This is a genomic window from Micromonospora parastrephiae, assembly GCF_016802865.1.
Lineage (GTDB): Bacteria > Actinomycetota > Actinomycetes > Mycobacteriales > Micromonosporaceae > Micromonospora > Micromonospora parastrephiae.
The window spans coordinates 1-6,889 of sequence record NZ_JAEVHM010000240.1; the positions used below are offsets into that span (position 1 = coordinate 1).

7 protein-coding genes and 1 pseudogene are annotated in these 6,889 nt (G+C 74.1%); 2 read left to right on the forward strand and 6 right to left on the reverse strand.

The window, feature by feature from the left end; translation table 11 throughout:
• Nucleotides 1–341 precede the first annotated feature (341 nt).
• Entirely contained in the window at nucleotides 342–1,037 is a 696-nt protein-coding gene (locus JNW91_RS28100; protein ID WP_203178483.1) for a helix-turn-helix domain-containing protein, read from the forward strand.
• On the opposite strand, the gene ung is transcribed toward JNW91_RS28100, so the two are convergent.
• The 6 genes and pseudogenes from ung to JNW91_RS28130 all read right to left on the reverse strand — a co-directional run bounded on the left by ung (nucleotide 1,038) and on the right by JNW91_RS28130 (nucleotide 6,425).
• Nucleotides 1,038–1,739 carry a uracil-DNA glycosylase gene (gene ung, locus JNW91_RS28105; RefSeq protein ID WP_203178484.1) on the reverse strand — a complete coding sequence of 234 codons (702 nt, stop codon included), beginning with the start codon at nucleotides 1,737–1,739 and terminating at the stop codon, nucleotides 1,038–1,040.
• Complete coding sequence (gene tsaE / locus JNW91_RS28110; protein ID WP_203178487.1) at nucleotides 1,739–2,227, reverse strand: tRNA (adenosine(37)-N6)-threonylcarbamoyltransferase complex ATPase subunit type 1 TsaE; 489 nt, start codon at nucleotides 2,225–2,227, stop codon at nucleotides 1,739–1,741. Before tsaE ends, ung begins: the two co-directional genes overlap by 1 nt.
• Nucleotides 2,224–3,330, reverse strand: coding sequence for an alpha/beta fold hydrolase (locus JNW91_RS28115; protein WP_203178488.1), 1,107 nt, complete (start codon nucleotides 3,328–3,330; stop codon nucleotides 2,224–2,226). The genes tsaE and JNW91_RS28115 overlap by 4 nt, the downstream gene beginning before the upstream one ends.
• Nucleotides 3,327–4,445 (reverse strand): alanine racemase, encoded by a 1,119-nt coding sequence (gene alr / locus JNW91_RS28120; RefSeq protein WP_203178490.1) that lies wholly within the window; start codon nucleotides 4,443–4,445, stop codon nucleotides 3,327–3,329. Before alr ends, JNW91_RS28115 begins: the two co-directional genes overlap by 4 nt.
• Nucleotides 4,446–4,534: 89 nt before the next feature.
• Nucleotides 4,535–6,002, reverse strand: a pseudogene (locus tag JNW91_RS28125) (NAD(P)H-hydrate dehydratase).
• 54 nt (nucleotides 6,003–6,056) lie between these two features.
• Nucleotides 6,057–6,425 (reverse strand): holo-ACP synthase, encoded by a 369-nt coding sequence (locus JNW91_RS28130; RefSeq protein ID WP_203178492.1) that lies wholly within the window; start codon nucleotides 6,423–6,425, stop codon nucleotides 6,057–6,059.
• Between the two features lie 169 nt (nucleotides 6,426–6,594).
• On the opposite strand from JNW91_RS28130, the gene JNW91_RS28135 reads away from it, so the two are divergent.
• The coding region (locus JNW91_RS28135) for a type VII secretion target (protein ID WP_203178494.1) at nucleotides 6,595–6,889 on the forward strand (295 nt) is incomplete at its 3' end.

A 6,889-nucleotide genomic window follows, 5' to 3' on the forward strand; every position in this document is an offset into this window, starting at 1 on the left:
CGGTGCCGCCCGGCACCGCCACAGCCGCCCGCCACCGCCGCTCGCCACCGCCACGGCCGCTCGTCGTGGCCCGGCCGGGCTGCCCGAACCGTCGGACAAACCGACCCCACCGCCGGACCGGCCGGGTGATCCGGACTGGCCGAGGGGCGGCGGCGCGTCCTCCAGTGAGCGTTATACCTGTGAGTCATAAATATGACTCACAGGTATAACGCTCGTCAGCGGACGTGGCCCGGTAGCCGAGGCACGCCACCCCTGCCTCTGCAAACCGGAACGAAGGCCGTCCAGTCGTGAATCCGGCTCAGCGGTATCCGCATCGGCCCGGCATGGTTCACCATCCCGGGATGCCAACCACGCGCCTTGTCACCCTGCTCGGCAGTGCCGTCCGACAGCAACGGCACCTGCGCGAGCTGACCCAGTGCGAGCTGGCCGAGGCGGCCGGCGTCAGCCAGGCGACGGTGGCACGGATCGAGAACGGCGGGCGAGCGCCGAGCATCGCCGTGCTCGAGGCGTTGCTCGCCGCGATGGACGTGCAGCTGGTTGTCGGGGTGGAGCCGCTGGACGCGCACCTCGACGCCCGGATCGACGACCTGGCCGCCCGGCCGATCGCCGAGCGGATCGACGAGCTGGGACTCGATCGGATGCTGGAGCGGCTCCCCGACATCCCGCAGGTGCTCACCGGAAACACCGCGGCGCTGTTGCAGGGCGCGCCGGTGCCGGTTGACGCGCCGGAGATCGCCCTGCGATGGCGGGACTCGAAGACGTTCACCCGCTGGCTGGAGGCGAACTACGGTCAGCGGTGGAACGCCCGCTGGGGTGAGTTCGGCGGGGTGTGGCTGGAGCCCGAGGAGCAGGGCGAACACCGCTGGTCGACCCGCTACGGCGAGATCAGGGCCACGATGTGCGACGAGCTGCCCGAAACCATCGAGGTGCGCCACGCCGGGCGGGGTTACCAGGTGGTGCCGCTGGTCGAGCTGGAGCTGACCGAGCCGCGGGCCGCCGAGTTGCTGCGTCGCTTCCGGGCCCGGCAGCCGGGCTGATCAGCCGGCGGTGCGTTCCCAGTCGACCGTGGGCAGACCGGCGTCGGCGAGAGCTTTGTTGGCGGCGCTGAACGGTCGGCTGCCCAGGAAGCCGCGCGGATTCATCGGGCTCGGGTGGCCGGCCTCCAACACCACATGCTGCGGGTTGGTGACCAGGGCGGCCTTCTTACGGGCGTACCCGCCCCAGAGCAGGAAGACCACCCGCTCCGGCGACGCGTCCAACGCCCGGATGGTGGCATCGGTGAACTCTTCCCAACCGGCGTTGGCGTGCGAGCCCGGGCTGGCCTGGCGGACGGTCAGCACCGCGTTGAGCAGCAGCACGCCCTGGGCGGCCCAGCCGTCGAGGTTGCCGCTGCGCGGCTTGGGCACGCCCACGTCCTCGCCCAGCTCCTTGAAGACATTGCGCAGCGACGGCGGCACCGTCACGCCGTCGCGGACGCTGAAGCTCAGCCCGTGCGCCTGCCCGGCCCGGTGGTAGGGATCCTGCCCGAGGATCAGCACCCGGGCGCCCTGCGGCGGGCAGAGCCGGTACGCCGAGAACAGGTCCTCCAGCGGCGGGAAGACGGTCTGCGTCGCGTACTCCCGGGCGACGAACTCGCCCAGCGCGGCGGTGCGCGCCGGGTCGAGGTGCGGGGTGAGCACGGCACGCCACGACTCCGGCAGCAGGGCCAGCAGATCCAGGGCGGGGGCGTCGTCGGGCATCAGGAACCTTTCAGGTGGGCCAATCGCCGTGCCCAGTCTCCACCCACCGGATCCAGCTCGACGATCCGGGTGTCGTCGTCGCGGCGGTCGATACGGACCCGCAGGTGCGCGTCGACCAACTGCTCCACCAGACCCTCGCCCCACTCCACGACGGTCACCGACTCGTCCACCGAGGCGTCCAGGTCCAGGTCGTCGATCTCGGCGCGCGGGTCGGTGGCGTCCCCCAGCCGGTACGCGTCGGCGTGCACCAGCGCCACCCGGCCGCCCCGCGCCGGATCGGGTCGGTGCACCCGCGCGATCACGAACGTCGGCGAGGTGATGTCGCCGAGCACACCGAGCCCGGCGCCGACGCCCTGCGTGAGGGCGGTCTTGCCGGCGCCCAGCGGACCCGTCAGCAGCACGAGGTCACCGGCGCGCAGCAGCCCCGCCAGCCGGCGGCCGAAATCCTGGGTGTCCTCGACGGTCGGCAACTTGACGACGTGACTCACCGTTCCTCCACGCTCTGCAGTGACTTGAGAAACCGCGCCAGCGCGGCGTTGACCTCGTCCGCGTGCTCCAACATCACCACGTGCCCGCTGTCCTTGATCTTCACGAACTCGGCGTGCGGCAACCGCCGGACGATCTCCTCGGAGTGGGTCACCGGAGTGATCATGTCCTTGTCGCCGACCACCACCAGCACCGGCGTCGCGGCCAGCGCCGCGAGCGCCGGGAAGCGCGAGTGGGTGGCCAGGGTCCGCAGATAGCGGGTCACCGTGTCGGCCGACGTCCGGGAGTTCATCGTCTCCACGTAGGACACCAGCGCCGGGCTCGGCTTGCGGGTGCCGAAGCCGTACTTGCGGGTCAACAGCCAGGCGACGTTCGACGTCGACTTGCGGGCCTTGTCGATCACCGGACCGCCGTACCGGGTGGCGTTGCTGACCATGTACAGCACCGGACCGCCGACCCGGCCGAGCAGCGCCGGCGCGACCAACTTGGTCTCCGCGACCAGACCGCCCGAGGTGGCCATCAGCACCGTGCCCACCACCCGGTCACCGAACAGCTCCGGGAACAGCTCGGCGAACGCCATGATCGTCATGCCGCCCATCGAATGTCCGATCAGGACCAGCGGCCCCTCCGGGGCGGTCCGGTCGATGACCCGACGCAGCGTCCGCCCGAGAACCGCGAGGTCGTACTCCCCGGTCTCCAGACGGCCGGACCGGCCGTGACCGGGCTGGTCGTACGCCACGATCCGGTAGTCGCCACGCGCGGCCAGCATCTGGCGCTGGAAGTGGAACGTCCCCATGTCCAGGCAGAAGCCGTGCACCAGCACCACCGTCGGGTGCCCCGGCACCGGCCGGGTCGGCTCGACCACCTCGACGTGGATGTCCGTGCCGTCCGGCAGCTCCAGCCGGAACGCCTCGTCGTACCGCTGCTCGCCGAACGTCTCGTGCGCGTAGCGGTCGGCGGGGTCGGTCTTGAGCCGGCGGACCAGGGTCCGCTCGGTCGCGACGCCGGCGGCCAGGCCGGCCGCCGCCACCCCGACCGCGGCGCCGACGATCCCGGCGACCCGGCCGGCCGCCGTTCGCGGACGCGGGATGCGGTACGGACTCATGGCCGCTCGCCGTCGTAGACGCGCGGCACCCGCGTCCCCCCGAACCGGGTGACGATCTCGTAGTTGATCGTGCCGACCGCCTCGGCCCAGTCGTCGGCGGTCGGCTCGCCGTCGGCACCGCTGCCGAAGAGCGTCGCCACGTCGCCGTCGGCCACCGGATCGTCGCCGCAGTCGAGCACGAACTGGTCCATGCAGACCCGGCCGGAGATGGTCCGCCGCTTGCCGGCGAGCTGCACCGGACCGGTGTTGGACGCGTGCCGGGGCACCCCGTCGGCGTACCCGAGCGGCACCACGGCCAGGTTCGCGTCCGCCGGCGTGGTGTAGGTGTGCCCGTAGGAGACGCCGGTGCCGGCCGGCACCCGCTTGGTGAGCATCACCCGGGCGCGCGCGGTCATCGCCGGGCGCAACCCGTACGTCTCGCTGGCCAGCGGGGAGAGGCCGTAGATGGCCAGCCCGGGGCGGACCAGGTCGAAGTGGGTGTCCGGGCGGGTCAGGGTGGCCGCCGAGTTCGCCAGGTGCCGCCAGCGGGGACGCAACCCGGCCCGCTCGACCATGGCCAGCCCCTCGTGGAAGACGGCCAACTGGCGGTCGGTGGTCGGGTGGCCCGGCATGTCCGCGTACACGAAGTGACTCCACACGCCGACCACCTCGACCTGGCCGTCGGACTGTGCCTTCGCGGCGGCGTCCAGCAGAGCCGGCCAGTCGGCGACGGTCGCCCCGCCCCGGGACAGCCCGGTGTCGATCTTCAGGTGCAGCCGGGCGGGACGCCCGGCGAGCCGACTCGCCTCGACCATCTCGTCCAGCTGCGGAAGGCTGGCCGCCGCGAGGTCCACCCCGGCGCTGACCCCCTCGTGCAGCGGCAGCCCGGGTGCGAGCAGCCAGGCGAGCACCGGCGCGGTCACGCCCGCCCGACGCAGCGTGAGCGCCTCGTCGAGGGTGCAGACCCCGAGCCAGTCCGCCCCGGCGTCGAGCGCGGCCCGGGCGGCCGGGAGCATGCCGTGGCCGTACCCGTCGGCCTTCACCACCGCCATCAACTCGGCGGTGGTGCCGGACCGGAGTCGGCTCACGTTCTCACGGATCGCATCAAGATCGACGCGTACCTCGGCCTGCCACATGCGCCCAGCCTACTTTCCGCTGTGATCACGCCGGGCGGCGACGCACGTCCCGGCGGTCGATCCCCTCGGCGTGCCCGCAACTGTGACGTTCAGCCCAGCCGGGCGACAACCGGGCGCAGCGCCGTCGCCACGTCGGGCGCGGTCACCGGACCGCCCCGGGCCGCCTCCCGCCCGGCCAGCCCGTGCAGGTACGCGGCCGAGGCCGCCGCCTGCTCGGCGGGCAGCCCGGACGCCAGCAGCGAACCGAGCAGCCCGGCCAGCACGTCACCGGTGCCGCCGGTGGCCAGCGCCGGGGTGCCGGTCGGGTTGACGTACGCCCGGCCGTCCGGCGTGCCGATCACCGTGCGGTCGCCCTTGAGCAGCACCACCGCGTTCATCCAGGCGGCCAGCCGCAGCGTGGCACCGACCCGGTCGGCGCCGGGTTCCTCCCCGCAGAGCCGGGTGAACTCCCGGTCGTGCGGGGTGACCACGATGGGCGCGTCCCGACCGCGCAGCCGGTCGGCGAGCGACCCGTCCACCAGCAGGGTCAACGCGTCGGCGTCGAGCACCACCGGCACCGGCGCGGCCAGGACGGCCCGCAGTTCGGCCGCGGCCTCCTCGCCGGTTCCCAGCCCGGAGCCGCACACCCAGGCCTGCACCCGGCCCGCCTCGGCGACCCGGTCGGTGGCGATCACCGACGGGTGCTGGTGCAGCACCTCGGCCCGGGCGCCGCCGGCGTAGCGGACCAGGCCGGTAGGTCCGGCGAGGGCCCCGCCGACGGAGAGCACCGCCGCGCCCGGGTACGTCGCCGAGCCGGTCGCGACGCCGACCACACCCCGGGTGTACTTCTCCGACGACGGGCCCAGTCGCGGCCACCAGCTGACCAGGTCGGACCACTCGGTGACCCGCAGCGCGGGGGTGCCTCGCAGCCATGGCCGCAGCCCGATGTCGACCAGCTCCACCTGCCCGGCGAGGGCGGCCGCCGGCCCGACCACGAGGGCGGGCTTCAACGCGCCGAACGCCACCGTCACGTCGGCACGGACCGCGGTGGGCCGGCCGGACGCGGACAGCGGCACGTGCCCGGTGTCCACCGCCACACCGCTGGGGACGTCGACCGCCAGCACGGTGGCCCGGCCGCCGTCACGTCCGCGCAGCTCGCCGAGGCGCTGGACCAGGTCGTCGGCGCTCGCCCGCAGGCCGCCGGTGCCGCCGATCCCGACGATGCCGTCGAGGACCAGGTCGACCGGGTCGGTCGGGCCGTCCACCAGCCGGCCACCGGCGGCGCGCAGGGCCGCCAACCCGGCCGCGTGCGCGTCCGGGGGTGAGCAGGAGGGCGGACACGTTCACGCCCCGGCGGGCCAGCCGCTCCCCCGCGTAGAGCGCGTCGCCGCCGTTGTCGCCGGAGCCGACCAGCAGCAGCACCCGGCCGCCGTACACCCCACCCCGCTCGGCGAGCAGCAACGCGGCCCGGCGGGCCAGCCCGGCGGCGGCCCGCTGCATCAGCGTGCCCTCCGGCAGCGTGCCCATCAGTCCCGCCTCGGCCGCCCGTACGTCGGCCACCCGCCACACCGATCTCATCTCACCGTGTCCCAATCCGCTCGCGGGTGTGCTGGTCGGCCCACCCGGTCGACGTCACCGTTCCGCGACCACCATCGCCGACGCGATCCCGCCGTCGTGCGACAGCGAGAGGTGCCAGTGGTTGACCCCGCGTTCGACGGCCACCGCCGCGACCGTGCCGGAGACGGCCAGCCAGGGGCGCCCGTCCGGGTCGGGCACGATCTCGCAGTCGTGCCAGCTCAGCCCCGCCGGGGCGCCGAGCGCCTTGGCGACGGCCTCCTTGGCGGCGAAGCGGGCGGCCAGCGACTCGGGAGATCGCGGGTTGCCGGAGCGGGTGGACCGCTCGGCGTCGGTGAAGAGCCGGTCGGCGAGCAGCGGCGTCCGTGCCAGGGCCCGGGCGAACCGGTCGACCAGGACGACGTCGATGCCGACAGCGACGATCACCACTTCACCCTACCGGCGGGGCGGGAGGCAGATTAGCCGTCGGGTCCGCCGTGGGCAACGCCTGTGGACAGGCCCGGGGTACGACCGTCGCCGCTGTCCACAGGGCACCACCGGCCGCCCGGCTCCCGCCTAGCGTCAGCGCGTCGATACCGATCTGTGGGGGTGGGTCATGACCGAGGAGCCGTTCGCGGTGCAGCCGGAGGCGCTGCGCGCGGTGGCCGCCGCGCTCGACGTCGAGGCTCACGGGTTGGCGTTGGGTCTGGCCGGGGTGCCCGGGCTGCTGGTGTCGGCGCCTGGCTGGCGGGCCGCCGCGTCCCTGGTCGAGCTGGAGGCGGCCGGGCACGCCTGGTTCGGCCGGCTGGGCGCCCTGGTGGCGGCGACCGCCGGCGGGGTCCGGGCGGCGGCGGAGGCGTACGAGTCGGTGGACGACCGCGCCGCCGGCCGGTTCGCCTCGCTGCCGCGAT